We start from the raw sequence: 22,950 nt of genomic DNA on the forward strand, positions 1-22,950 counted from the left end.
GATTTGGGGGCGAGTATGTCGGGCGATCTGCCGGAGTTTTATTTTCGCGTGCGCGAGAACGGCGCCGCTGTTTTTCGCGTAGATACCGAAAACCGCCAGCGGCGGATCGAGATGGACCAGATCGCTGTCGTCAACGTCAAGAACGGCGAGATCAAGTCGCAGGGCAACCGCGATCTGTCGCATGACGAGATGGAGGCGATCCGCGCCTGGATGGAACAGCGCATTGCCATTCTGGCGGAGCGCGACATCGACGACATTCGCCGCGCGGTGGACTATATGAACCTTACGACGCAATGGGCGCAGGCCAAGGCCACAGACGCGCAGCTTGACGAGGTGACGGACGATCTGTTGATGGCCATGCACGACCTGCGCTCGGTTCTGGTGCGCAAAAAGGCCGACCGGCTGCTGCGGGGCGATGGGTCTTAGGCGACCCAGTCGCGGTGCCAGAACCGCCACATCAGCAAACCCGCCGCGCAGGCCAGCCCCGCCACCAACCCAAGCCAAAGCCCCTGCGCGCCGAACCCCGCGACAAAGGCCAAAGCATAGCTCGCGGGCACGCCGACCAGCCAATAGCTTGCGCCCGCAACCCACATCGGCACGCGCGTATCATGCACGCCTCGCAACAGCCCCATCGTAATCACCTGTAGCGCATCGACGAACTGGAACAGCGCCGCCACCGCCAGAAGGCTGATCCCAAGCGCCAGAATAGCGGGGGCTTGCGGGTTGTCGTGATCCAGAAACAGGCCGACCAAGGGGCGCGGCAGCGTCAGGAACGCGGAAACCGTCACCACCGCAAAGCCGATCGAGAGCGCAATCGCCGCCACCGCGCCTTTGCGCAGCCCCTCTCCGTCGCGCGCGCCCAGCGCCCGCCCTGCCCGCACGGTCGCGGCATGGGAAAAGCCCAGATGCACCATGAAGGTCAGCGAGGCGAGCTCCAGCGCGATCCCGTGGGCGGCAAGCTCGACCACGCCGATCCAGCCCATCATCAGGGCCGAGGCCTGAAACATCCCTGCCTCGAACACCGTCGCCAGACCAATCGGCAACCCCATCCGCGCCACCGCCATAAAGGCTGGCCAGTCGGGGCGCCAGAACCGGGTGAACAGCTCGACATGCTCCATCCCGCGTGCGCGCGCGGCATAGATCGCGGTCATCACGGCGCTGGCCACCGACACCCCCACCGAGGAAATCGCAGCCCCGCGCAGGCCAAGCTCGGGCGCGCCCCAGTTGCCGAAGATCAGAACCCAGTTCATCAGCGCATTCAGCGCCACCCCGAACAGCGTGATCCACAAAACAACGCGGGTGCGCTCTTGCGCGGCGAGGTAGCTTTTCAGCGTCGCCACGATCAGCGCGGCAGGCAGTCCGATCCAGTTGATCCGCAAATACTCTTGCGCAAGTGCGGCCAGTTCCGCCTCTTGGCCAAGCACGCGCAGGATCGGGTCCGCGAACCAGAAGACCGGGAATGCCGCCAGCCCGAACAGCACCGACAGCCAGATCCCCATCCGCGTATCGCGCCGCATCTGCGTATCATCGCCCGCGCCAAGGGCCGCCGCGACGCGCCCCATAACCGCCATCGCAAAGCCGTTGCCCAGAAGGAACATGAAGAAAAAGACGCCCGTCGCAAGAACTCCGGCGGCAAGCTCCGTCACACCATACCAGCCCAGCATGACCGTATCGGTCACATGCACCAGCATCTGCGCGACGTTCGAGCCGATCAGAGGAAGGCCAAGCGCCAGCACCGCTTTGAAATGGTGGCCTCGCGCGTCGGGCGTATGGGGAAGCTCTGCATTCATCCCCGAGGAGTATCGCCGCGCCCAGCCCGCGTCCAGATGTGAAAAGCGCCCGACTTGCGGGCGCCTTGGGTCTTAGTCGGTCTCGGCGGGGATCTGCTTTTTGCCGGTAATCATCGGCGTCACCAGATCCTCGCCTTTCCAGCGGCGGTAAAACCCGATGGCGGCGATATGAACGATCACCATAATCATCGCCAGATTGCCCAGAAGCTCGTGCAGGCTAAGTGCCGTGCGCGAGGTTTCAATCGCGACGTAATCCGCCAGCGGCCCCGTGTTCACATAATCCTCGGGGTCGCCAATCAGGCCGGTTGTCACCTGCACCACAAGCACCGCAAGGATACCAACCACGAACAAAGCCCCGACCGCATTATGCCCCAGCGTGTTCGAAGGGCGTCGCGCAGGCAGGTGCCGCGCATAGGCCATAACCGCCTTCGGGCCGCGCACGAAACTGGTGAACCGCGCAGGCGCGGGACCGATAATGCCCCAGATCAGCCGCAAGAGAACCAGCCCGCCGACCGCATAGCCTGCATAGAAATGCAGTGTCATCTGATCAGGTCCGAATTTCCCCAGAAACCAGACCGCAAAAAAGGCCAGAACCAGCGCCCAGTGAAACAGGCGCACCACAGGATCCCACAGCGCAACCGAGCGGGCTGCAACAGGCGCCTTGGCGCCCGTTGCGGTATTTTGCTCTCCGGCCATGCCTTAGTAATCCGTCGCGCGGAAATCGTCGTGGCAGGCTTTGCAGGTGCCGCCCAGCTTGCCGACTGCGGGTCGCAGCGCGTCAAGCCCGTTGCCCGCCACCGCGTTCAGCTCGGCCACGGCCGCGCGGAAGGCTGCCCCCTTCTCACCGACCTTCGGGAAATTCTCCCAGATCGCCGGAAGCGCACGGGTCTTGCCCGGCAGATCGGCGTTCGAGGTGCCCGGGGCGAACAAGCCGCCCGGATTATACTGGGTCAGGGTCTGGATATTCGCGGCATGGCCCTGCGCGGCCTCGGCGGAATATTCGGCCTCGCCCTTGGCCATCGCAGCCAGCCCGTCCATTTCAAGACCTAGCAGGCGGTAATAGCCCAGACGGGCATTGACCACATCCTCAGGCCCACCAGCAAAGGACAAACTGGCCGGAACGATCAACGCGGCGGCGATACCGGCGGTGAGAAGTTTACGCATAAAAGGCTCCTTCGTAAAAAACGCGCGTGATCCATGCTACGCGCCACCCAACCGGCTCCGTCGCGTCCTGCTGCGGGTTTTCCGGCTTCCGTTGCGTCATAAAGCACGCGGGACGACCATCGCTCAATCGCAGGAAACTCAACAGAAGCTGTGCGATTTTAGCGGCAAATATCCGGTCAAAGTTTCGTTATCCGCCAACGAAAAAGGCGCGGAGCTTAACCACCGCGCCTTTTCACTCAGGATTTCGATTTTCTTCGCCGCGCCTCGGGGTGGAGCGAGTTGCCCAGAATGTGATCCGACGAATGCACCACATGGCTTGCGTGGCCAACGATCAGCGGATCGGGCGGCGTGGCGATCGAGGGGTCTTTATCGGGATAATCCAGCGTCGAAAGGAAATGCCGCATACAGTTCAATCGCGCGCGTTTCTTGTCGTTCGACTTAACGATCGTCCACGGCGCATCGGCGGTGTCTGTATAGAAGAACATCGCCTCTTTCGCCTCGGTGTAATCGTCCCATTTGTCCAGCGAGGCCAGGTCAATCGGCGACAGCTTCCACCGCTTCAGCGGATCAGTCTCGCGCGATTTGAAGCGGCTGCGCTGTTCGGCCTGCGTCACCGAGAACCAGTATTTGTAGAACCGTATCCCGGAACGGACGAGCATCCGCTCCAGTTCGGGCGTCTGGCGCATGAATTCAAGGTATTCGTTCGGCTTACAAAAGCCCATGACCCGTTCAACACCCGCGCGGTTATACCACGAACGGTCATAGAACACCATTTCACCAGCCGTGGGCAAATGTTCGATATAACGCTGGAAATACCACTGCCCGCCCTCTTTCTGTGACGGCTTGTTCAGCGCGACGACGCGGGCAAAACGCGGGTTAAGATGTTCGGTAAAACGCTTGATCGTGCCGCCCTTGCCTGCGGCATCGCGGCCTTCGAACAGAATCACGAATTTCTCGCCCGTCTCTTGCGCCCATTTCTGGACCTTGAGCAGTTCAGCCTGCAATTCGGCTTTTTCCTGCTCGTATTGCTGGCGTTTCAGCTTGCTTCGATAGGGGTATTTCCCACTTTCAAAGGCCAAGCGGACCTTGCTCGGGTCCACGCGCGGAAAACTTTGCGCCCCCTGCGGCTCACCAGCAGGCACAGCTGCCGCCGATGTGGGGGCTTCAACTACCTTAACGGTCGTGTTTGCGGCTTTCACCGCATCCTGCTGCACCTCTGGCTTTGCCCGCACCGCACCATTCACGGCCTTATCAACCATTCACTTCCCTCCTGCACTTAAATTCACGCGGCACATTTAAACCAAACGGACAAATTTTTCCTTGATACGCATCAACCCCACCCCTTTTCTTTTTGCGCCCGACGGATCACCTTGGCGGCAGAAAACAGGAGATTTGCATGATTACGCTTTACGGGGTGCTCAGATCGCGCGCGACGCGCACTATCTGGCTGCTGAACGAACTGGGGCAGGACTATACGCTCAAGCCCGTCATTCAGGCCTATCGGCTTGAGGCGAAGGGGATCGACCCGCTGGCCCCTGACGCGCCGTTCAACACCCGCACCCCCGAGTTCCTGCGCCTCTCGCCCGCGGGTGCAATTCCGGTGATCGAGGATAACGGGCTGGTGCTGGCAGAATCGCTGGCAATCAACCTTTACCTCGCCAAGAAATCCGGCAGCGCGCTTGGGCCGCAGAACGCGCAGGAAGACGCGCTGATGACGCAATGGGCGCTTTACGGCGCGACCGCGATCGAGGAACCCGCGCTTGAGATCATATTCGCCTATGCGGGCGGGCTTGACGAGGGCGCTCAGCGCACGATTGATGCTGCGACCGACAAACTGCTGCGCCCTCTGGCGGTGCTTGAGGCGCATCTATCCACGCACAGCCACATGGTCGGCGGGCGCTTTACCGTGGCTGACATCAACATGGCCGAACTGGTGCGTTATGCGCAGCCCCACGCGGCACTGATCGGGCGTTTTCCGCGCGTCAAAGGCTGGCTGGATCTGTGCCAGTCGCGTGCTGCCTTCAAGGACATGTGGGCCGCGCGCGAGGGTGAACCGGCATAAGCCACGCACTCACAGCCAGAATTCAACGCACACGAAAACCCATCGGGGGGTATGCTCCTTGCCCCCTGACCCCAAGGTGCTGTATCTCTAGCGTCCAAAGCTACCAAAGAAAGCGAGCAGCATGGCCGACGATCTTCTCTCCGGGCAGCCCGAATCCACCTATGACGCCTCTTCTATCGAGGTGCTCGAAGGGCTGGAGCCGGTGCGCAAGCGGCCGGGGATGTATATCGGCGGCACGGATGAGCGCGCGCTGCACCACATGGTGGCCGAGATCCTCGATAACTCGATGGACGAGGCGGTCGCAGGCCATGCCAACCGGATCGAGGTCGAGCTTCTGGCCGATGGTTCGATCACGGTGCGCGACAACGGGCGCGGGATGCCGGTTGATCCGCACCCGAAGTTTCCGGGCAAATCCGCGCTTGAGGTGATTTTGTGCATCCTCCACGCAGGCGGCAAATTTTCGAACAAGGCCTATTCGACCTCGGGCGGTCTGAACGGGGTTGGCTCGTCGGTGGTGAACGCGCTGTCTGATGAGATGATCGTGCAGGTCGCGCGCAACAAAGAACTTTACGAACAGCGTTTCTCGCGCGGCGTGCCGCAAGGCCCGATCCAGAAGCTTGGCGCCGCCCCCAACCGGCGCGGCACGACCGTCACCTTCCACCCCGACCCCGAGATTTTCGGCTCGCTCCAGCTTAAACCGTCGCGTCTGTTCAAGATGGCGCGCTCGAAATCCTACCTGTTCTCGGGCGTGGAAATCCGCTGGAAATCCGAAATCGACGATGGCGAAACGCCGACCGAAGCCACCTTCCACTTCCCGAACGGTCTTGCTGACTTCCTGAACGAAACACTGACCGGCTCGATGACCTATGCCGACCGGCCCTTCGCAGGCAAGGTGTCGTTCGAAGAGAAATTCGGCGTCCCCGGCTCGGTCGAATGGGCGATCAACTGGACGCCCTCGCGCGACGGCTTCATCCATTCTTACACCAACACCGTTCCCACCCCCGAGGGCGGCACCCACGAGGCGGGCTTCTGGTCGGCGCTGATCAAGGGGATCAAGGCTTACGGCGAACTGGTCAACAACAAGAAGGCCGCGCAGATCACCCGCGACGACCTGACGACGGGGGGCTGCGCGCTCTTGTCGGTGTTCATCCGCGAGCCGTCCTTCGTCGGCCAGACCAAGGACCGTCTGTCCACCGAAGAGGCCGCCCGCTGGGTTGAATCCTCGGTGCGCGACCACTTCGACAACTGGCTGGCGTCGGATACGAAATCGGCCGGTGCGATCCTCGATTTCCTTGTGCTGCGCGCCGAAGAGCGCTTGCGCCGTCGTCAGGAAAAGGAAACCGCGCGTAAAACGGCGACGAAAAAGCTGCGCCTGCCCGGCAAGCTGGTGGATTGTTCGGCCACCAACCGCGAGGGGACCGAGCTGTTCATCGTCGAGGGTGACTCGGCTGGTGGCTCGGCCAAGATGGCGCGCGACCGTCAAAAGCAGGCATTGCTGCCTCTGCGCGGGAAAATCCTGAACGTTCTGGGCGCGGCCTCAAGCAAGCTCGGCTCGAACCAGGAAATCTCGGATCTGGCTCAAGCGCTTGGTGTGGGGCTTGGCACGCGCTTCAACGTCGAGGATCTGCGCTACGACAAGATCATCATCATGACGGACGCTGACGTCGACGGGGCGCATATCGCCTCTTTGCTGATGACGTTCTTCTTTACCCAGATGCGCCCGCTGATCGACAAGGGGCATCTTTATCTTGCCTGCCCGCCGCTCTATCGCCTGACCCAAGGCGCCAAGCGCATCTATGTGGCAGACGACGCCGAGAAAGAGGAATGGCTGGCCAAAGGGCTTGGCGGGCGCGGCAAGATCGACGTGCAGCGCTTCAAGGGTCTGGGCGAGATGGACGCGAAAGACCTGAAAGACACCACGATGAACCCCGCCACGCGCAAGCTGATCCGGGTCACGATCGACGACGAATTCCCCAACGAAACCGGCGATCTGGTCGAGCGTCTGATGGGCAAAAAGCCCGAGCTGCGCTTCCAGTATATTCAGGACAACGCACGTTTCGTCGAAGAGCTGGACGTATAATGGTTTTGTAGGTTTGCGCATAACGTTGCGCGGCTTCCATTGAAAACATTAGATGATTTCGGTCAAAATATGAAGTGACCCCATGAAATCGGACAGTGAGCCAAGGTGCATCCCGAACCTGCGAAGGGATACGAGACTGGCGAAGCGCCGGAATTTTATGGGTCAGTATAAGGCCAAGGTGGCGTTGGAAGCGCTGCGCGGTGACAAGACGATCCAGGATCTCGCATCGAAGCATCAGCTTCAAGGTTGGGCAGACTCTACATCAGACTGAGGGGTTTCGCGGTGGGCAGGTCACAGCGGGATCGCCCCCTCTTCGACAACGGCTTCCATCGCGACAAAGCTTGAGGTCGCGCTGACATGCGGAAGCGCCGAAATCTGCTCGGCCATGACACGCCGGAAATCCGCCATATCGCGCGAGCGCACCTTGAGCAGGTAATCGAACCCGCCCGCGATCATATAGCATTCTTCGACTTCCTCGATCTCGCGCACGGCTGCGTTGAACTGCAGCAAAGCCTGCTGGCGCGTGTCGCCAAGGCGGATTTGCATAAAGGTCACATGCGACAGGCCAAGCTGGATCGGGGAAAGGATCGCGCGGTAACCAGTAATCAGCCCCGCCTCCTCCATCTGCTTTATCCGCAGCGCCACGGGGGTTTTTGACAGACCGACCTTGCGGCCAAGCTCGGTGATCGAGATGCGCGCGTTGATCAGCAATTCGCGGAGAATCTTGCGGTCGGTTTTGTCCAGATCCATGTCTCGCCTATTCGATCCGATATTAATGTTCGTTTCGCCTATCGTTTACATCATCAATGGACGCACTGGCTAATCATTTTCCGGCAAAATGGCTTCAAGACCACCTTTTGCTTTCGGAGCACCCATGTCGGACTTCTCGCAATTCACCCTGGACGCAAAATTCGCGAACGAGCAGACCAGCCTTGACCAACTGGTCGCGCAAGCTGCCCTGTCCGAGGCGAGCCGACAGAGAATCTCGGCCCGCGCGGCCGATCTGGTAAGCCGTATCCGCACCGAGGCCCGCCCGAGCCTGATGGAGCATTTCCTGTCCGAATACGGCCTGTCGACGCGCGAAGGTGTGGCGCTGATGTGTCTGGCAGAGGCGCTGTTGCGTGTGCCGGATGCCGACACGATCGACGCTCTGATCGAGGACAAAATCGCGCCGTCGGATTGGGGCAAGCACATCGGCACCGCCGCCTCGCCGCTGGTCAATGCCTCGACCTGGGCCTTGATGCTGACCGGCAAGGTTCTGACCGAGGAAAAGCCGGGCCTTGCAGGCACGCTGCGCGGCGCGATCAAGCGCCTTGGCGAGCCGGTGATCCGCAAGGCGGGCGGGCGCGCGATGAAAGAGATGGGCCGCCAGTTCGTTCTGGGGGAGACCATCACCAAGGCGCTCGATCGCGCCCGCGGGCTTGAGGAAAAGGGCTTCACCTACAGCTATGACATGCTGGGAGAGGCCGCGATGACCGCCGCCGATGCCGCGCGCTATGCCCGCGCCTATGCCAATGCGATTGCGTCGATTGCGGACGCCTGCAAAACGGACTCGGTCGAAACCAACCCCGGTATTTCGATCAAGCTCTCGGCGCTGCATCCGCGCTACGAGGTCGCGCAGGAGGCCCGCGTTCTGGCCGAATTGGTGCCGGTCGTGCGTGATCTGGCGCGGCAGGCGGCGGCCTCGAACATGGGCCTAAACATCGACGCGGAAGAGCAAGACCGCCTGGTGCTGTCGCTGAAAGTGATCGACGCGGTTCTGGCCGATCCCTCGCTTGCCGGATGGGACGGGTTCGGGGTTGTCGTGCAGGCCTATGGCAAGCGCGCAGGTGCCGCGATCGACTGGCTTTACGAGCGCGCAACGCACTACGACCGCAAGATCATGGTGCGCCTGGTGAAGGGCGCCTATTGGGATACCGAGGTGAAGCGCGCGCAGGTCGAGGGGTTCCCCGGCTTCCCGCTTTACACCTCGAAGGTGGCGACCGATGTCAGCTATATTTCGAACGCGAAAAAGCTGATCGGTTACGCGGATCGCATCTATCCGCAGTTCGCCACGCATAACGCACACACCGTCGCCGCTATTCTGGAAATGGCCCAAGGCGTGCCGTTCGAATTCCAGCGTCTGCATGGCATGGGCGAGCGTCTGCACGACATCGTTCTACGCGAGACAAAGGGCCGCTGCCGGATTTACGCCCCTGTCGGTGCGCACCGCGACCTCCTGGCCTATCTGGTGCGCCGCCTGCTGGAGAACGGCGCGAACTCGTCCTTCGTGAACCAGATCGTTGACGACGAAGTCACCCCCGAGGAAATCGCGCAAGACCCCTTCACCGCGCTGGCAACCGCCAAAGCGCCTGCTGGACTGGCGCATCCCGATGATCTGTTCGGCCAAGGCCGTGCGAACTCGAAAGGGTTTGACCTGAACGACGAAGAGTCACTGGCGCGGATCGAAGCTGCGCGCGGTCTGGCCCTGCCGGATGCGGCCCCTCTGACGGCACTTCCGGCGACCGGCACGGCGAAACCCGTTCTGGACCCCGCCACTGGCGAAACCATCGCGCAAGTGACCGAGGCTGACGCGGCGACTGTTCAGGCCGCCATCGGCGCCGCAGTTCCGTGGACCGCTCCCGTGACCGAGCGTGCCGCCATCCTGCGCCGCGCGGCCGACCTTTATGAAGAAAACTTCGGCGTGATTTTCGCAGCCCTCGCCCGCGAGGCTGGCAAGACGATGGGTGATGCGGTTGGCGAGCTGCGCGAGGCGGTCGATTTCCTGCGCTTCTACGCCGCCGAGGCCGAGGCGAAATCCCCAGCGCCGCGCGGCATCATCACCGCCATTAGTCCGTGGAACTTCCCGCTGGCGATTTTCTCGGGCCAGATCGCGGCTGCGCTTGCTGCGGGCAATGCGGTGCTTGCCAAGCCCGCCGAGCAAACCCCGCTGATCGCAGCTATCGGCGTGCGCCTGATGCACGCGGCGGGCGTTCCGGCCTCGGCTCTGCAACTCTTGCCGGGCGACGGGGCGACTGTTGGCGCGGCCCTGACCTCGGACCCGCGTATCAACGGTATCGTATTTACCGGTTCGACCGAAACCGCGCTTCTGATCCGCAAGGCAATGGCCGCAAACCTTGCCCCCGATGCGCCGCTGATCGCGGAAACCGGCGGGCTGAATGCGATGATCGTGGATTCGACCGCGCTTGCCGAGCAGGCCGTGCGCGACATCGTGGCCTCGTCCTTCCGCTCGGCCGGTCAGCGCTGCTCGGCCCTGCGGTGCCTCTATGTTCAAGAAGACGTCGCCCCCCATCTGATCGAGATGATCAAAGGCGCGATGGACGAGCTGGTCGTCGGCAACCCGTGGCACCTTTCGACCGACGTCGGCCCGGTCATTGACGCCGAGGCACAAGACGGCATCACTGCCTATCTGCAAGCCAATGCGGGCAATATCCTGCACGCGCTCGACGCGCCGAAAGACGGGCATTTCATCGCGCCAACCATGCTGAAAGTCGGCGGGATCGACGATCTGGAGCGCGAGATTTTCGGCCCTGTCCTGCATGTCGCAACCTTCGCGGCAGAGGAAATCGACACGGTTATCGAGCGTATCAACGCGCGCGGCTATGGCCTGACCTTTGGCCTGCACACCCGCATCGACAACCGCGTCGAGGATTGCGCGCAAAGCATCCACGCGGGCAATATCTATGTGAACCGCAACCAGATTGGCGCGGTTGTCGGCAGCCAGCCGTTCGGCGGCGAAGGGCTTTCGGGCACCGGACCCAAGGCGGGCGGGCCGTTGTATCTGCCGCGTTTCTCAGCCGCCAAGGCCGAAGCGACCGACGGGAATTGGAACAATCAGGCCGATACCGCGAACCTTCAGGCAGCGCTGAACCAGCACACTGCGCGCACTCTGGACGAGCAGTTCATGCCCGGCCCGACGGGTGAGCTAAACCGCCTGAGCCTGATTACCCGCCCGCCGCTTTTGTGCCTCGGGCCGGGGCGTGAGGCAGCCGAGGCGCAGGCCGCGTCGGTGCTGGCGATGGGTGGCGATGCGGTAATCGCCGAAGGGGCTATTGATGCGCCCGCCCTGACCACATTGGAAGGCTTCTCCTCGGTAATCTGGTGGGGCGATGCCGAACAGGGCAAAGCCTATGCGCAGGCGCTGGCGCAGCGCTCGGGGGTGATTTTGCCGCTGATCGGCACCAAGCCCGACCTCGCGCATATCTGCCACGAGCGGCACCTGTGCGTTGACACCACGGCAGCGGGCGGCAACGCGGCCCTGCTGGCTGGCGAAGGTTAAGAACACCTCGGGACGGCCCTTCAAGTTTGCAAGAATTCCCGCCGTAAACTTTTCCGTAACGAGGTCAGATGGGCGACGCTGCCACGGCGTCGCCCATCGTTTTTGCGTCGAAGGAAGGGGAACTTCGATGCAACCATCAACCCGACAGACGCGGCATCGGGCGAGCCGGGAGAAAACGGCTATCCCCTCTTTAAACCTCCCCTCCTGACACCGCGCTGACACACCGCGTCAGGCTGATGTCAGGCGCCATCTGCATAGTGCCCCAAAGCCCCCGAGGGGCCGTTCTTGCCATTTCAAAGGAGTGCGCCATGCAAGAGGCAACCGTTAAAGTTTGGGATCCGTTGGTCCGTATCGGTCACTGGGGTCTCGCGCTGGCCTTTCTGGTCGCCTATCTGAGCGAGGGCGAGCCGGAGTGGCTGCACAGCTTTGCCGGCTATACAATCGCCGCCTATCTGGCGGTGCGCCTTGTCTGGGGCTTCATCGGCCCGAAACACGCGCGCTTCTCCTCGTTCCTGTTTTCGCCCCGCAAGGTCATCGCCTATCTGCGGGATCTGCCTCGCGGGAAATCCGAACGCCACCTCGGCCATTCGCCCGCGGGCGGCGCGATGGTCATCGCGCTGATGCTTTCGCTGGGTGGAACCGCGTTTTCCGGCATGGCTTTACTGGCAGCGGAAGAGGGCGAAGGGCCGCTGGCGGGCTATATCGCGCAGACCGACACCCTGGGCGCAGCGCAAACCGCACCTGTCGTCCGCTATGAAGGGAATGACGAGCACCACGAAGGGCGCGGTGACGATAGCGTCTGGGAAGACGTCCACGAGGTCTTTGCGAACCTGACGCTTCTACTGGTTCTGCTGCACCTTGCAGGGGTCGCAATGGCCTCGATCGCGCATAACGAGAACCTGCCGCGCTCGATGGTGACAGGCCGCAAGCGCGCCTGACCGGCCAAAGCAAAAGCGGGCGCCTCTGCGGGTTCAACCGACGTTCAGCCGCCGCTCTACTGCCTTCAGGCCAAGCGTCAGGATGATTGCCAGCAACGAATAGAGCACCGCGCTGTAAAGATAGGTCTCAAGCGAATACCCTCGCGCAAAGACCGAGCGCGTCTGCCCCATCAGGTCCATCACCGTGATCGTCGAGACCAGCGCCGAGCCCTTCATCAGCAAAATCAGCTCGTTGCCATAGGCGGGCCAGGCCACGCGGAACGCCTGCGGCAAAAGAATGCGCCGCATCGCCATCGCGCGCGACATCCCCGCACTCAGCGCCGCCTCCAACTGGCCGACCGGCAGACTGGACAGACCACCGCGCAGAATCTCGGCGATATAGGCCGAGGTGTTGATCGTCAGAACAACAAGCCCCACGGCCCAGCCACTTTTGAACAGGGGCCACAAAATCCCGAGCCGCTCGGGTCCAAGGCTGCCAAGCCCGTAGTAGACGATCCAGAGCTGCACCAGCAAAGGCGTGCCACGAAATATATACGACCACGCCCAGGCGCCCCTGCGCAGCACCGGACGGGTTGAAACGCGCGCCACCGCCACCAGCGTGCCTATGCAAAGCCCCAGAATGCTGGAAAGCGCCAGCAGTTCAATCGTCACCAGAAACCCGTCAACATAGCGCGAGCAATAGGTCGCGAAACTCTCGGGCGTCACGCCCTGCGCGGCATAGCAAACGCCATCCGAGAGCGCATATTTCAGATCCTGATAGGCGCTCATCGTGCCATCCCCCGATTTGCACGCGCCTCGAAGGTCGCGCGCATCTTGTCCGAAACCGCCGTCAGCACCAGATAGATCGCGCCCGCCGCCAGCAGGAATATCAACGGCTGGCGCGTCACTTCGCCCGCGACCTTGGCCACGCGCAACAGCTCGTCAATCGCCAGAACCGCCGCCAGTGAGGTGTCTTTGAGCATCACCAGCCACAGGTTCCCAAGCCCCGGCAGCGCGATGCGCCAAAGCTGCGGCAGGCGAATGCGGTGGAAGATCTGCCAATGTGTCAGCCCGACGGAATGCCCCGCTTCGATCTGGCCTTTCGGCACTGCAAGCCACGCGCCGCGGATCACCTCGCAGCCATAGGCGGCGAAGATCGCAGACAAGCCACCCACGGCTGCGGCGAATTTCGGCACGTCAATATCGCCCTGCAAATTGACCAGTTGCGCGATTGCCGCCACGGCCTTTTCGGTGCCAAAGAACGCCAGCAGAAGGATCAGGAACTCGGGCACACCGCGAATGAACAGCGTGTAGCCTTGGGCGAGCCAACGCAGCGGCGCAAAACGCGACAGCTTGGCCAGAGCCAGCAAAAGCCCGAGGCTCAGACCGATTGCCAAAGACACGATCGCCAGTTGCAGCGTCAGAGCAGCCCCGCGCAGCAGGTCATCCCCCCAGCCGGTCGCACCGAAACCGAGCAGTTCCATCCTCTTGCCTCCCCGAAATGAAACGGGCAGGCCCGTAAGGCCCGCCCATCCCCCGCCTTAGTGAATGTCTGCGCCGAAGTAGCCCGTCGAGACCTTCGCGTAGCTGCCATCCGCGATGATACCGTCCAGCGCCATGTTCAGCGCATTGCGCAGCTCGTCGTCGCCCTTGCGGACCGCAATGCCAATCTGGTCGTTGATGTCGATACGCTCACCGATCACTTCGAACTCGGGATGATCCTTGAGCCAGTCGAGCGCGGGGAAATAGTCCGACACGATGCTGTCGATCCGGCCGGCCTCAAGATCGGTGAACGAGGCGGTCAGGGTGTCGTAAAGGCGCAAATCGCCGCGCGCGCCCACCTTCTCTTCCGCCCAGCTTGACGAAATCGAGGCGCGCTGCGCACCGACCGCATATTGCTGCATCGTCTCTTGCGTCACGTCCGCGCCCTTTTTCGCAACCAGAACCAGATAGTTCGCGTAATACGGGTTCGAGAAATCCACAGTCTGCTTGCGCTCCTCGGTGATCGACATCGAGGCGACGATAGCATCGTATTTCTCGTTCACGAGACCGGGGATGATACCGTCCCAATCCATCGCGATGATCGCGCATTCACGCTCCATCTTGGCGCAAAGCGCGTTCGCGATGTCGATGTCGAAGCCCACGACCTCGCCAGCCGCATTGATCTCCGAGAAGGGAGGGAAAGCGCCCTCGGTGGCAATGCGCAGAGGCTCGGCCGCAGCCGTGGTCGCCGCCAGAAGGCTTGCAGCAATGATCAGAGTTTTCATGGTTATCTCCCTGTTTATCCTGCGATTTCGTTCACAGAACCTTGTTTAGAAACTGTTTGCAGGCGGCAGTTTGCGGATCGCCAAAGATCTGCTCGGGCGCGCCGCGCTCGCCCACTTTGCCCTGTTCGAGAAACACAACCTCGGTCGAGACCTCGCGGGCAAAGCCCATCTCATGGGTCACGACCATCATCGTGCGCCCCTCGGACGCGAGGTCGCGCATCACCGCCAGAACCTCGCCGACCATTTCGGGGTCCAGCGCCGAGGTCGGCTCGTCGAACAGGATGATCTCGGGGTCGAGCGCGAGCGTGCGCGCGATCGCGACCCGCTGCTGCTGCCCGCCCGAAAGCTGGCTGGGATAGGCATCGACCTTGGCCGACAACCCGACGCGATCCAAAAGGTCTTTGGCGCGCTCCACCGCCTCGCCCTTGGCCATGCCTTTCACGCGGATCGGCGCCTCGATCACGTTTTGCAGCACGGTCATATGGGACCACAGGTTGAACTGCTGGAACACCATGCCAAGGTGCGTGCGAATGTCCCGCAGCTCGCGCTCCGAGGTCACGCGTCGGTTGCCGCGCGCATCCGGGTCAGTCAGCGGCATCCGCTTGCCATGCACGAAAATCTCGCCGCGCGTGGGCATTTCCAGCAGATTCAGGCAGCGCAAGAAGGTCGATTTTCCAGACCCGGACGCCCCGATCAGCGAAATCACGTCATGGTTCTTCGCCGTCAGGCTGATGCCCTTGAGCACCTCGAGATTGCCGTAGGATTTGTGCAGATCGCGCACATCAAGGATGGCATCGGTGCCCATGTCTCTCTCCCTGTCCCTTTTTGACGCCGCTCCCTCCTCGGAGAGGCGCCATAGGTCTTGGCTTCGGGCAGCGCCCAAAACCACTTGTCATTTCGCTAAATCAACGGGCCATTCCGCGCAGATTGCCTAAACACCTTCGCAAAACGGCCCCAACCCTCAGGCTGCGCGCATCACCATGCCGAACAGGTCGCGCGGGTCATCAGGATCGGCAAGCATATCGAGCTTGATGAAATAATCGCTGTCCTGCGTGCGATCGAGAATGTAGCGCAGCGCCGAGAAATCCTCGATCGCAAAGCCCACCGAGTCGAACAGCGTGATCTGTTTGGCGTCGCGCCGCCCTTCGGCCTCGCCGCGCATGACCTGCCACAATTCGGTGACGGGGTGGTCTTCGGCAAGCTGCTGGATCTCGCCCTCGATCCGCGTTTGCGGCGGGTATTCGACAAAGATGTCAGAGCGCAGAAGAATGCCTTTGTGCAGCTCGGTCTTGCCGGGGCAATCGCCGCCAATCGCGTTGATATGCACGCCCGCGCCAACCATGTTATCGGTCAGGATCGTGGCATATTGCTTGTCGGCGGTGCAGGTCGTGATGATCTGCACGCCCTCTACGGCCTCCATGCCAGAGGCGCATTTCACCACCTCAAAGCCCTGCGCCGTCAGGTTGGCCGCCGCCTTCGCCGTGGCCGCCGGATCAATGTCATACAGCCGCAGCTTCGTGATGCCGCAGATCGCGCGGAAGGCCAGCGCCTGAAACTCGCATTGCGCGCCATTACCAATCATCGCCATCACCTCGGCCCCTTTGGGAGCAAGGTATTTCCCGACCAGCGCCGAGGTCGCCGCCGTGCGCAGCGCAGTCAGCACTGTCATCTCGGTCAGAAGCACCGGATAGCCATTGGCCACCGACGACAGAACGCCAAACGCCGTGACCGTCTGGAAGCCTTCGCGCATGTTCTTGGGGTGGCCGTTCACATATTTGAAGCCGTAGTTCGTGGCATCCGCCGTCGGCATCAGCTCGATCACGCCATCGGTCGAATGGCTGGCGACGCGCGGGGTCTTGTCGAACTCGGGCCAGCGCTTGAAATCGTCTTCGATATAGGAGGCCAGTTCGGTCATCACCTGCTCGGGGCCGATGGCATTCACCAGCCGCATCATGTTGTCGACAGAGACAAACGGCACATAGGCCAGCTTGGAGGGTTGCGGTTTCATCAATAGCTCCGGGTCATACGGTCAAGAACGCGGCGGCCAAACAGGCTTGCCGTCAGGTCGCACATCAGCTTTGCGGTGCGCCCGCGCTCATCAAGGAAGGGGTTCAGCTCGACCAGATCGAGCGAGGTCACGAGGCCGGAGTCGCACAGCTCCTCCATGATCAGATGCGCCTCGCGGAAGGTGGCGCCGCCGGGAACCGTCGTGCCAACCGCAGGCGCAATATCGGGATCAAGGAAATCGACATCAAAGCTGACGTGCAGCATCCCGTTGGCCGCCCGCACCCGCGACAGGAACGCACGCAGCGGCGGCAAGACGCCGGTTTCGTCGATCGAGCGCATATCATGCACATCAATGCCGGTCTCGCGGATGCGAGCAGCCTCGGCCCCGTCGACCGAGCGGATGCCCATCATCGTAATGTTGCGCGGATCGACCGGATGCGACAGAGGCGGGTAGGCCTCGCAATCGGACTGACCGATGAAATAGGCGACCGGCGTGCCGTGCAGATTGCCGCTTTCGGTGGTGGATAGCGTGTGCAAATCGGGGTGCGCGTCCAGCCAAAGCACGAACAGCGGGCGCCCCTGATCGGCCGCATAGCGCGACACGCCCGAAACCGTCCCGGCCGCCATCGAGTGATCGCCGCCCATAAAGATCGGCAGGTCATGCGCTGCGGCCGCATCATAGGCCGCGCCCTCCAGAACCTCGATCCAGGCCCGCGTTTCGGCCAGATCGTGCACTGCGTGGTTTGCATGCGCCATCGGCTCTTGCGCCGAGATCGCCAGATCGCCCAGATCGCTCACGCGCCAGCCAAGTTCAGCCAGCACCTGCCCAAGCCCCGCCGTGCGCAGGCTGGCCGGCCCCATCAGGCAGCCCGGTTGCGACGCACCCGTCTGGATCGGCGCACCGAGGATCGAACAGCTTCGACTCATTCGTGATCTCCCTTTTCCCGAAATCAGAGTGCGCCGAAGTGATGCAAATTTCGGTTGCTAAATTGATCTAAATGTCATTCTTTCTGGTCGAATTGAAAAACAAGATGATCGAATCGACAAATGACTGCACCTCTCTCGTCCACGGACCGCGCCATCATCGCCGCCCTGCGCAACGACGCGCGCATGTCGATCACCGAACTGGCGCAACGGGTCAGCATCTCGCGCACCACCGCCAAGGCGCGGCTTGAGGCGCTGGTCCGTGAAGGCCGCATCCGGCGCTTCACGATTGAAACGGATACCGATGTCGAAGGAGAGGTGCGCGCGATCACCCTGATCGAGCTTCAGGGGAAAATGTCGCGCAACGTCACCCGCACGCTCAGCCGCATCCCCGAAGTGTCAACGCTTTACGCAACCAACGGGGCGTGGGATCTGGTGGTGGAAATCAAAACCGACAGCCTCGTGAATTTCGACCGCGTGCTGCGTGAAATCCGCGAGGTGCCGGGGGTTCTGAACAGCGAAAGCTGCCTGTTGCTGGCCCATGTCAGCTGATGGGCCTCGCCTTTAGTCCATCTCGGACGAGCGCGCCCAAAGGTTGATCGCCTCGTCCTGCGCATAAAGGTCGATCTCGGCCAATTCTTCGGGTGTGAAATCCAGATTGCCAATCGCACCGACGCAATCTCGCACCTGCTCGGGGCGCGAGGCTCCGATCAGCGCGGTCGTCACCCGTTCGCCGCGCAGCACCCAGGCAAGCGCCATTTGCGCCAGCGTCTGCCCGCGCCGCGTTGCAATCGCATCCAGCGCACGAATTTTCTCGATCGCGGCAGGGGTCAGCGTTGCAGGGTCCAGCGATTTGCCCTGCGCAGCGCGCGCACCTTCGGGGATGCCACCCAGATATTTCCGCGTCAGCAAGCCTTGCGCCAGCGGTGTGAACGCAATCGAACCCACCCCCAGATCATCCAGCGTATCCAGAAGCCCGTCATGTTCGACCCAGCGGTTAAGCATGTTATAGCTTGGCTGGTGGATCAGCAGCGGCACGCCAAGCCCCTTGAGGATCGCCGCCGCCTCGCGCGTGCGCTGCGAGTTATAGCTGGAAATCCCGATATAAAGCGCGCGCCCCGAGCGCCAGATATGTTCAAGCGCACCCATGGTTTCTTCCAGGGGCGTCTCGGGGTCAAAGCGGTGCGAGTAGAAAATATCGACATACTCCAGCCCCATCCGCGCAAGCGACTGGTCACAAGACGCGATCAGATATTTGCGGCTGCCCCACTCACCATAGGGACCGGGCCACATGTCATAGCCTGCCTTGGAGCTGATAATCAGCTCATCCCGATAACCGGCAAAATCGGTCCGCAGGATGTCGCCGAACGCCTCTTCGGCGGAGCCGGGCGGCGGGCCATAGTTATTCGCCAGATCGAAATGCGTAATCCCGCAATCAAAGGCAGTTCGGCAAATCGCCTGTTTTGTCGCGTGCGGCGTGTCGTGGCCGAAGTTGTGCCAAAGCCCGAGCGAGACCGCCGGAAGCTTCAGCCCCGACGCCCCGCATTTGCGATAGACCATCGCGTCATACCGATTTTCAGCCGGAACATATACCATCCCGCACCCCCGTTTGCGCTATCATAAAGCGGCAAGCTGCCCCGTTTGCGCGCCAGAGGCAAGGGGTATCAGACCCGAAGCCCGAGCATCCGGTCAAGCGAAACCCGCCCCGCTCCCTTCGCAATCAACGCAAGAAAACACGCGATCCAAAGCCCATGCGTCGGCCAGGCGTCGGGATAGACGAAAATCTGGATCACCAGCGTCATCCCCATCAACGCCAGCGCCGCAAACCGGGTGAAAAGCCCCGCAACCAGAAAAAGCGGCAAGGTGAGTTCGGCGGTGGTTGCCATGACGGCCGCCAGTTCGGACGGGATAACCGGCAGGGCGTATTCGTGTTCGAACAGGAAGAACGTGCTGTCCTTGATCGAGAAGCCTTCGATTTTGGTTAGCCCAGAGGCAAAGAACACCCACGCCGGAAACAGGCGCAAGGCAAGCGCAGGGATGTCCCACGGCAGGCGAGCCAAGCCCGCATCAAGGCGGCGGATAATATTCATCATGGGGTTTCCTCCGAGGCAATAATGATGCCCGCCGCCTGCATACGGGCAAGCAGGGTCGTCGGGTTGAAAGCCGGATCGGCCTTAAGCGCAGCCTCGGCAGCCGCCAGCAAACTGTGACCTTCCAGAAGCGCGCGCAGGAACACGGCCTCTCCCGCCGCAAGCAGCCAGACTTGCACCTCCAGCGCGCGGTCGCGCAGGATGGCAGCGGTTTCAGGATGATCATCAAGCGGGGTGGGTGTGCTGTCCGGCTGGTTCATCGCCCAGATCGAATAGATCGCATGGGACGAGGCCAGCACCGACACCGACGGATGCAGCGCAAGCCGCGCCTGATCGGCCGAGGCCGCAAGCGCAGCCAAAGCTTCGGGCGTCAGAGGGCGCGCATCGGCCGCATGGTAGGCCCGCCCGCGCGCATATTCGAGGCGCGCAACATCGGGCAGATAGGGCAGCCCCTGCACCGGAGCGAAGGTCTCAAGAAACGGCGGGAATTCTTCGCCCCACGCGAAAAGCATCGGGCTTTGCGGCGGATGAGCCTGCACGAACGCCCGCGCCATAGCCGCGAAAAACGCCTCTCCGACCAACCGTTCAATTACCGGATACCGGCTGGCCAGCGCGCGCCCAAGCGAGTGCAGCACATTGTTGCGGTAAACATCAAAGCGCACAGCGGCCTCGGCGGGATCGCGCGCGGTTACTCCGACGGGCAGATCGCCACCCAGAACACCCGCGCGAAACGCGGTCTGAAACGCCTCATGCGACCGCATCGACCCGACCTTTGCGCAAAATTTCCTCCGCGCGAACAGCATCCGCCAGAAGCACCGGAAACGCGGGCACATCGTTGTCCCATTCGATCAGGCTTGGCAGAGGGCCAGTCCTTGCGATGACTTCTTCGAACAGCACCCACACCGGTTCGGCCACTTCGGCGCCGTGATTGTCGATCAGTAACGGGCCGGAGGGTAGTTCTTCCTCGGCATGGCCGCCAAGGTGTATCTCGCCCACGGCCTCAAGTGGGAAGTCGGCCAGATAGCGGCGCGCGTCGGTGCGGTGGTTCGTCGTCGAAACGAACACGTTATTCACATCCAGCAACAGCCCGCAGCCGGTGCGCCGGACGACTTCGCGCAGAAACTCTGCCTCGGGGATGGTCGAGTCGTGGAACAGAACGTAGGTCGCAGGATTTTCCAGCAGCATCCGGCGGCCCAATGCCTCTTGCACCTGATCCACATGATCGCAAACCAGCGACAGGGTCTCAGGTGTATAGGGCAGCGGCAACAGGTCGTTCAGGTAATCGCCCCCGTGGCTTGCCCATGCCAGATGCTCGGAAAAGCTCTCGGGCTGATAGCGATCGACCAAAGCGCGCAGCCGTTTCAGGTGGTCCACATCAAGCCCGCGTGCGCCACCAATGGACAGCCCCACCCCATGCAAGGACAGCGCATAATCCGCGCGCAACGCCTCGAGCATCGCGTGCGGCGCACCACCCGCCCCCATGTAGTTTTCCGCGTGAATCTCGAAGAACCCCAGATCGGGCGACATCGCACGGATGTCCGCGAAATGCTCGGGCTTGAAACCTACGCCTGCGGCGGCCGGAAGCTGGATCATCGTCGTTCTCCTGAAGACACAAGGCGAACGGGGGCGCGCATCCGCTCGTGCGCGCCCCCGAACGGATTACATCTTGATCGGTTCAAGCGACCCCATGCCGTCGGGCGTGGTGATGGTCGCGCAGGTCCCCGCGGGGACATATTTCCACGCGTTGCCCTGATAGTCCTTGGTCGCGGTGCCCGCACAGGTCGTGCCCGGACCGGCAGCGCAGTCATTCTGGCCAGCCATTGCGACGCCGTAGCACTTTTCCATATCCTGCTTCATCTCGTCGGCGTGGCCTTGGGCCGCAGCAAGGGTCAGGGCGGTTGCAAGGGTCGCGGTCAGCGGCAGGGTCTTGGTAAGAATGGACATGAAAATCTCCTCTGTCAGATGTCCTCGTGGAGGCTCCGTTTGGTCCTCGAACTGCAATTCGCCGGCCCGCAGCCGATTGTTACGCCGTTCACGCATCGGTGATAGTATTGTGCGAAACACTGGGGCATCCGGCTTTTTACGGACACGCTGTAACAATCGGCAGATGCGCCGCGTAGTGCAGGGTAACAATGCAAGAGACCGAGGAAATCTGGGCTGGCTGGATGCGGGCCGCACTTGCAGGGGACGGGCAGGCCTATGCCCGCTTCCTCCGTGCTGTCACGCCCGTTTTGCGCGGGATCGTGCGGGCGCGGGCGCGATGGATGTCGGGAGATGATCAGGAGGACATCGTGCAGGAGGTTCTGCTGGCCATCCACCGCAAGCGCGACACCTGGTCGCCGGATCGGCCGATCCGTCCGTGGCTCTTTGCCGTCACGCGGCACAAGGTGATCGACGCCTTCCGCAAACGCGGGGGCGAGGCCACGCAGCCGCTTGGCGATCAGGCCGAGCAGGTCGTCGACCCCCACGCCGAGGCCCACCTGCAGGCGCAGGAGGCCAGCGAGGAACTGGACGCGCTGATCGGCACGCTTGATCCGGAGGCGGCGGAGCTGGTCCGTGCCCTCAAACTGCGCGAGGAAAGCCCCGAGAGTGTGGCGCGCGCAATGTCGATTAGCGAAGGCGCGCTGCGGGTCCGCCTGCATCGCGCGATGAAGAGACTGGAACAGATCGGAAGGAGTGGTCTGCCATGAAGACCGATGACCTGATTGCGCAACTCGCCCATGAACCGGCGGCAGCAAGCCTGGGCCTGCCCCGCGTGGCCGCAGGGTTTCTGGCCGCCGTGACGGTGCCGGTCGCAGCGTTTTTGCTGATCGCAGGCGTGCGTGCGGGGCTGGGAGAGGTGATGATCCATCCGGTCACGCTGATGAAAACGCTGTTGCCCGCTCTGACTGCGGCCTTTGCGCTGACCGGCGTGCTGCGGTTGATGCGCCCCGAGGGGCAAGTTGGCCTGCTGATGGCGGCGCTGGCGATCCCGCTTCTCGGAGGGATTGGCCTGCTGCTTTATACGGTTGCCACGATGCCCCCTGCCCAGTGGTTTGCGCAGTGGACGGTTCTCGGGATTATCGAGTGCACGGGGCTGACGCTGATGCTGTCGGCCGTGCCTGCGATTGCCGCCGTTCGCCTGTTCCGGCGCGGTGCCAGCCCGGCGCCGCAACGCTCGGCCATGCTTGCCGGGATCGCGGCGGGGGCGGCGGCCTCGACCGGCTATTCGTTCTTTTGCACGCAGGACAACCCGATGTTCTTTGTCATCTGGTATGGCGCCTCGATCGCAACCGTGACCCTTGTCACACTGCATTACGGGCGCAAGCAATTCGCGTGGTAAACGCCCGCGCAACGCAAAAAGGGCCGACATCGCGTCGGCCCTTTTTGA

General features: G+C 62.2%; 24 protein-coding genes. 8 read left to right on the plus strand and 16 right to left on the minus strand.

Annotated elements, in window-relative coordinates; all coding sequences use genetic code 11:
* Window positions 1-15: 15 nt before the first annotated feature.
* Complete coding sequence (locus tag RYZ20_RS09070) at window positions 16-426, plus strand: hypothetical protein (protein WP_317672638.1); 411 nt, start codon at window positions 16-18, stop codon at window positions 424-426.
* Here RYZ20_RS09070 and RYZ20_RS09075 read toward each other — a convergent pair.
* The 4 genes from RYZ20_RS09075 to ppk2 form a co-directional block, all read right to left on the minus strand.
* A complete protein-coding gene (locus RYZ20_RS09075) occupies window positions 423-1,790 on the minus strand; it encodes an MATE family efflux transporter (RefSeq protein ID WP_317672640.1) in 1,368 nt (455 codons plus the stop codon). The genes RYZ20_RS09070 and RYZ20_RS09075 overlap by 4 nt on opposite strands.
* A 72-nt stretch (window positions 1,791-1,862) precedes the next feature.
* Complete coding sequence (locus RYZ20_RS09080; RefSeq protein WP_317672642.1) at window positions 1,863-2,486, minus strand: cytochrome b/b6 domain-containing protein; 624 nt, start codon at window positions 2,484-2,486, stop codon at window positions 1,863-1,865.
* Between the two features lie 3 nt (window positions 2,487-2,489).
* Window positions 2,490-2,954 (minus strand): c-type cytochrome, encoded by a 465-nt coding sequence (locus RYZ20_RS09085; protein WP_317672644.1) that lies wholly within the window; start codon window positions 2,952-2,954, stop codon window positions 2,490-2,492.
* 236 nt (window positions 2,955-3,190) lie between these two features.
* The gene (gene ppk2, locus RYZ20_RS09090; protein WP_317672646.1) at window positions 3,191-4,213 is read right to left on the minus strand and encodes a polyphosphate kinase 2; all 1,023 of its coding nucleotides are present in this window, start codon (window positions 4,211-4,213) and stop codon (window positions 3,191-3,193) included.
* Window positions 4,214-4,350: 137 nt separating this feature from the next.
* On the opposite strand from ppk2, the gene RYZ20_RS09095 reads away from it, so the two are divergent.
* Together RYZ20_RS09095 and parE are read left to right on the plus strand one after the other, a co-directional pair.
* On the plus strand, window positions 4,351-5,016 hold the full coding sequence (locus RYZ20_RS09095; RefSeq protein ID WP_317672648.1) for a glutathione S-transferase family protein: 666 nt from the start codon (window positions 4,351-4,353) through the stop codon (window positions 5,014-5,016).
* Between the two features lie 121 nt (window positions 5,017-5,137).
* Entirely contained in the window at window positions 5,138-7,096 is a 1,959-nt protein-coding gene (gene parE, locus RYZ20_RS09100) for a DNA topoisomerase IV subunit B (protein WP_317672650.1), read from the plus strand.
* 291 nt (window positions 7,097-7,387) lie between these two features.
* Here parE and RYZ20_RS09105 read toward each other — a convergent pair whose 3' ends face one another.
* A complete protein-coding gene (locus tag RYZ20_RS09105) occupies window positions 7,388-7,846 on the minus strand; it encodes an Lrp/AsnC family transcriptional regulator (protein ID WP_317672652.1) in 459 nt (152 codons plus the stop codon).
* Window positions 7,847-7,970: 124 nt separating this feature from the next.
* Between RYZ20_RS09105 and putA the strand changes: the two genes are divergently transcribed.
* Window positions 7,971-11,375 (plus strand): bifunctional proline dehydrogenase/L-glutamate gamma-semialdehyde dehydrogenase PutA, encoded by a 3,405-nt coding sequence (gene putA, locus RYZ20_RS09110; protein ID WP_317672654.1) that lies wholly within the window; start codon window positions 7,971-7,973, stop codon window positions 11,373-11,375.
* 308 nt (window positions 11,376-11,683) lie between these two features.
* On the plus strand, window positions 11,684-12,313 hold the full coding sequence (locus RYZ20_RS09115) for a cytochrome b/b6 domain-containing protein (RefSeq protein WP_317672656.1): 630 nt from the start codon (window positions 11,684-11,686) through the stop codon (window positions 12,311-12,313).
* A gap of 33 nt (window positions 12,314-12,346) precedes the next feature.
* Here the strand turns inward: RYZ20_RS09115 and RYZ20_RS09120 are convergent, their stop codons facing one another.
* The 6 genes from RYZ20_RS09120 to rocF form a co-directional block, all read right to left on the minus strand.
* A complete protein-coding gene (locus RYZ20_RS09120; RefSeq protein ID WP_317672658.1) occupies window positions 12,347-13,081 on the minus strand; it encodes an ABC transporter permease in 735 nt (244 codons plus the stop codon).
* Window positions 13,078-13,776: an ABC transporter permease gene (locus RYZ20_RS09125; RefSeq protein ID WP_317672660.1), complete on the minus strand. Its 699-nt coding sequence runs from the start codon at window positions 13,774-13,776 to the stop codon at window positions 13,078-13,080. Before RYZ20_RS09125 ends, RYZ20_RS09120 begins: the two co-directional genes overlap by 4 nt.
* A gap of 57 nt (window positions 13,777-13,833) precedes the next feature.
* On the minus strand, window positions 13,834-14,559 hold the full coding sequence (locus RYZ20_RS09130) for a transporter substrate-binding domain-containing protein (protein WP_317672662.1): 726 nt from the start codon (window positions 14,557-14,559) through the stop codon (window positions 13,834-13,836).
* A gap of 31 nt (window positions 14,560-14,590) precedes the next feature.
* A complete protein-coding gene (locus tag RYZ20_RS09135; protein WP_317672664.1) occupies window positions 14,591-15,364 on the minus strand; it encodes an ABC transporter ATP-binding protein in 774 nt (257 codons plus the stop codon).
* Window positions 15,365-15,520: 156 nt separating this feature from the next.
* The gene (locus RYZ20_RS09140; protein WP_317672666.1) at window positions 15,521-16,567 is read right to left on the minus strand and encodes an ornithine cyclodeaminase; all 1,047 of its coding nucleotides are present in this window, start codon (window positions 16,565-16,567) and stop codon (window positions 15,521-15,523) included.
* On the minus strand, window positions 16,567-17,493 hold the full coding sequence (gene rocF, locus RYZ20_RS09145; protein WP_317672668.1) for an arginase: 927 nt from the start codon (window positions 17,491-17,493) through the stop codon (window positions 16,567-16,569). The genes RYZ20_RS09140 and rocF overlap by 1 nt, the downstream gene beginning before the upstream one ends.
* Window positions 17,494-17,613: 120 nt before the next feature.
* Here rocF and RYZ20_RS09150 point away from each other — a divergent pair, with 120 nt between their 5' ends.
* Window positions 17,614-18,042, plus strand: coding sequence for an Lrp/AsnC family transcriptional regulator (locus RYZ20_RS09150; protein WP_317672670.1), 429 nt, complete (start codon window positions 17,614-17,616; stop codon window positions 18,040-18,042).
* Between the two features lie 12 nt (window positions 18,043-18,054).
* Here the strand turns inward: RYZ20_RS09150 and mgrA are convergent, their stop codons facing one another.
* From mgrA to RYZ20_RS09175, 5 genes are all read right to left on the minus strand, one after another.
* Window positions 18,055-19,086, minus strand: a complete 1,032-nt coding sequence (gene mgrA, locus RYZ20_RS09155) for an L-glyceraldehyde 3-phosphate reductase (RefSeq protein ID WP_317672672.1) — start codon at window positions 19,084-19,086, stop codon at window positions 18,055-18,057.
* A gap of 68 nt (window positions 19,087-19,154) precedes the next feature.
* On the minus strand, window positions 19,155-19,583 hold the full coding sequence (locus RYZ20_RS09160; protein WP_317672674.1) for a DoxX family protein: 429 nt from the start codon (window positions 19,581-19,583) through the stop codon (window positions 19,155-19,157).
* Complete coding sequence (locus RYZ20_RS09165) at window positions 19,580-20,341, minus strand: HvfC/BufC N-terminal domain-containing protein (protein ID WP_317672676.1); 762 nt, start codon at window positions 20,339-20,341, stop codon at window positions 19,580-19,582. The genes RYZ20_RS09160 and RYZ20_RS09165 overlap by 4 nt, the downstream gene beginning before the upstream one ends.
* The gene (gene bufB, locus RYZ20_RS09170) at window positions 20,328-21,173 is read right to left on the minus strand and encodes an MNIO family bufferin maturase (protein ID WP_317672677.1); all 846 of its coding nucleotides are present in this window, start codon (window positions 21,171-21,173) and stop codon (window positions 20,328-20,330) included. Before bufB ends, RYZ20_RS09165 begins: the two co-directional genes overlap by 14 nt.
* Before the next feature lie 66 nt (window positions 21,174-21,239).
* Entirely contained in the window at window positions 21,240-21,524 is a 285-nt protein-coding gene (locus RYZ20_RS09175) for a BufA1 family periplasmic bufferin-type metallophore (protein ID WP_317672678.1), read from the minus strand.
* 188 nt (window positions 21,525-21,712) lie between these two features.
* Here RYZ20_RS09175 and RYZ20_RS09180 point away from each other — a divergent pair, with 188 nt between their 5' ends.
* Together RYZ20_RS09180 and RYZ20_RS09185 are read left to right on the plus strand one after the other, a co-directional pair.
* Window positions 21,713-22,270 carry a sigma-70 family RNA polymerase sigma factor gene (locus RYZ20_RS09180; RefSeq protein WP_317672679.1) on the plus strand — a complete coding sequence of 186 codons (558 nt, stop codon included), beginning with the start codon at window positions 21,713-21,715 and terminating at the stop codon, window positions 22,268-22,270.
* Window positions 22,267-22,902, plus strand: a complete 636-nt coding sequence (locus RYZ20_RS09185; protein ID WP_317672681.1) for an NrsF family protein — start codon at window positions 22,267-22,269, stop codon at window positions 22,900-22,902. The genes RYZ20_RS09180 and RYZ20_RS09185 overlap by 4 nt, the downstream gene beginning before the upstream one ends.
* The last annotated feature ends 48 nt before the right edge of the window (window positions 22,903-22,950 follow it).

It is taken from the genome of Pseudothioclava alba (assembly GCF_033100795.1).
Taxonomy (GTDB): Bacteria; Pseudomonadota; Alphaproteobacteria; order Rhodobacterales; family Rhodobacteraceae; genus Pseudothioclava.